The sequence below is a fragment of the Enterococcus lactis genome (assembly GCF_015751045.1).
In the GTDB taxonomy this organism is placed as follows: Bacteria; Bacillota; Bacilli; order Lactobacillales; family Enterococcaceae; genus Enterococcus_B; species Enterococcus_B lactis.
Window position 1 is genome coordinate 1 of the sequence record NZ_BNJW01000054.1, and the last position, 2,980, is coordinate 2,980.

Genomic DNA, 2,980 nt, shown 5'->3' on the forward strand with positions numbered 1-2,980 from the left:
AAAAGTATCTGTATAATGTTCAGTATATTTTGATGAACGCATATGTAGTCCTCATTTCTTGGGAGTTTTGAGACTACTATATGCGTTTTTTTGTTGATTTACCAACATGTTTAGACATTTTCCTCTAGGAAAAAATTAACTAGCACCAGGGGTTTATTTTAGTTTTTCTTGGAAATAAAAACAGCGAAAATCCGAACATTTTCACCTCTCTCACTTTATAACTTTTACAAAATAGTACTTCTCATAAAAAGCGCTCTAGTTAAAGAAAATAAGAGAAAAATCAAAAAAAAACAAAAGTTTCTTTTACACTTGTTTCTATATTCGTTACAATGGTTATGGGAAGTTTTTCAAAAGGTTAAGAAAAGCTTACGGGGGTTTTTGAAATCAAAAAGTAGTAGGGGACGATAAAATGAAACATACACACAAAATCATATTGGCTGTCACTTCTGTATGCACTGTTATTATTCTAGGTGTAAGTATCTTTTTTGTTACACAAGCAGCAACAAACAATAAATTAGAAAACACTAGTCAAACAACTCAACACTCAAGCAGCAGCTCAAAACCTGTTGAAGATAAACAAACGACGAAACAGCTTGATCAAGCAAAACAGCTTGCTGCAAGTTATCATTATGATGAAGCCATCGCCTTACTTGAAAAAGACGACGCCAAAGAAGCGCAACAATTGTTAGCAACTTTGAAAAAAGAAAAAGAATCCTTGGTAAAATGGGAAGACCCGACCAAAATCTCACACGTCTTCTTTCATAGTCTGATCGTTGATCCAGCTAAGGCTTTTCATACCCAGCAAGCACAAGGGTATAAAGATTATATGGTCACTATTTCCGAATTCAATAAAACCATTGATCAGTTATATAAAAATAACTATGTTCTTGTTAATCTAAATGGATTAGTCAAAAAAGGAACAGATGGAAAACTGACCTTTACAGGTGTTTCTCTTCCAGAAGGAAAGAAACCGTTAATTCTTTCGCAAGACGATGTCAGCTATTATGAATACATGGACAATTCAGGATTTCCAAGTAAGTTGATTGTCGATAAAAAGAACCAAATCAAGAATATTTATATCGACAATAAGAAGGAAACTGTTGGTGACTATGATATGGTTCCATTGATCGATTCATTCATTAAAAAACATCCCGATTTTTCTTATCAAGGCGCCAAAGGAACATTAGCTTTAACAGGCTATAATGGTGTATTAGGTTACCGTACATCAAAATCAGAATATGGTGATAACGAAAAAACAAACAAAGAAATCGAAGCAGCCAAAAAAGTTGCTGATCAATTAAAGAAAGATGGTTGGAGTTTTGCTTCTCATACTTGGGGACACTTGAATATGACACAAGCTTCTTTAGCCGATATCCAACAAGATAATGAACGTTGGCAAAATGAAGTTGCACCTATTTTAGGCAAAACAAATATTTTGATCTACCCATTTGGCGCTGACATCAGCGATTGGCAACCTTATTCTGAAGCAAATCAAAAATTTGCTTACTTGAAACAACAAGGATTTGATATCTTCTGCAATGTCGATGCCTCAACTCCTGCATGGGGACAACTAGGAACTGACTACTACCGTAACGCCAGAATCAATATTGACGGTATCCGTTTCGAAGCTGACCTAAAAGGAGAAAATCCAATACTTGATCAATTTATCAACGTCAAAGAAGTGTATGACCAAAAAGATCGAGGATAGAGGTTGTGAAAGAAGCGTCCAGCTCCGAGCAAATAAGAACTAGATTTCTAAAATAGTTTCTCATATTTTGGAAATCTAGCGCTTATTGCTGAGGAGTTGCTTCTTGAACACCGTGGATAAGGTTGTGAAAAGACCGTTCAGCTCCGCCGACAATAAGAATGAATTTTTCTAAACAGCTTCTCATGTTTTGAAAAATCCAGACTTATTTCAAGGAGTTGGGCTTTGAACACCGTGAATAGAGGTTGTAAAAAGAGCGTTTTGACTTATTGTTGAAGGTCAGCTCTTTGAACACCGCGTGTTAGGTTGTGAAAAGGCTGGTCTGCATCAAGCAATAAGAATGAACAGAGAAAAACAGCTTCTTGAATACCGCAGATAGGTTGTAAAAAAACCGTTTTGACCTGACGATAACCAGTAAAACAGAGGTGAGACCATTGCTAAAAGTAGCAGTGGTCTCATCTCTTTTTTTGCACAAGTCATATTTGATTATTTCGTTATTTTAATCAGGATAAAGTTCTTTTTTTTCATGCTAAAGAGTGATTCTTTCTTCTCGATTTTCACTTTCTTCGTTTAACTTTTGGTAAATACTTCTGTCAGAAAAAGCTCTAGGTAGACACACGAAAGCAGATAAAAAGCCTAACTTTTGCAACAGTTTATGCTGTCGTTCAAAGTTAGGCTTTTACAGTTTATAAATAGCCCTTTCTATCCATGAATCACATCAAGTAATGTCTGGAATAAGATTGCACTAGAAGCTGCTCCTGGATCAATGTGTCCAATCGCCCGCTCCCCTAAATAAGAAGCACGTCCTTTTTTTGCGACCAAATTTTTAGTATGTTCTTTGGCATTTTCGATGACGTCTGCGGTTAGCTGATTGTTTTTTAATGCTTCCGTAACAGGAAACCAAACATCTAGCATTGTTTTATCCTCTGCTTCAGCTTTTCCTCTTGCTTGTATCCCATTTGTACCTTCTTCGATGATTTTCCCTAATTGCTCTTGTGAATTGATGACGTCAACATCCTTTGTCGCTTTCATCATGTTCATGAATGCTGAACCATATAGCGGACCTGAAGCTCCTCCAACTTTGGAGATCATTGCCATCGAAAGAACTTTAAAGGTATCACTGATTGGGTTCTGTTGCAAAGTTTTAAATCTACTATCAAATAAGGTAGAATAATAGAAAAAGATAGCAGGAGGAATGACGATGAATCATTTTAAAGGAAAGCAATTTCAGCAGGATGTGATTATTGTAGCCGTGGGCTACTATCTTCGTTATAA

At 36.0% G+C, this 2,980-nt stretch carries 1 protein-coding gene and 2 pseudogenes; 2 read left to right on the forward strand and 1 reads right to left on the reverse strand.

The window, feature by feature from the left end:
• Positions 1 to 409 precede the first annotated feature (409 nt).
• The gene (locus KFO35_RS13870) at positions 410 to 1,708 is read left to right on the forward strand and encodes a polysaccharide deacetylase family protein (protein WP_002311063.1); all 1,299 of its coding nucleotides are present in this window, start codon (positions 410 to 412) and stop codon (positions 1,706 to 1,708) included.
• A 699-nt stretch (positions 1,709 to 2,407) separates the two neighbouring features.
• Here KFO35_RS13870 and dhaL read toward each other — a convergent pair.
• Positions 2,408 to 2,851 (reverse strand): annotated as a pseudogene (gene dhaL / locus KFO35_RS13875) (dihydroxyacetone kinase subunit DhaL); the annotation flags it as partial.
• Positions 2,852 to 2,906: 55 nt separating this feature from the next.
• Between dhaL and KFO35_RS13880 the strand changes: the two are divergent.
• Positions 2,907 to 2,980, forward strand: a pseudogene (locus KFO35_RS13880) (IS6 family transposase); the annotation flags it as partial.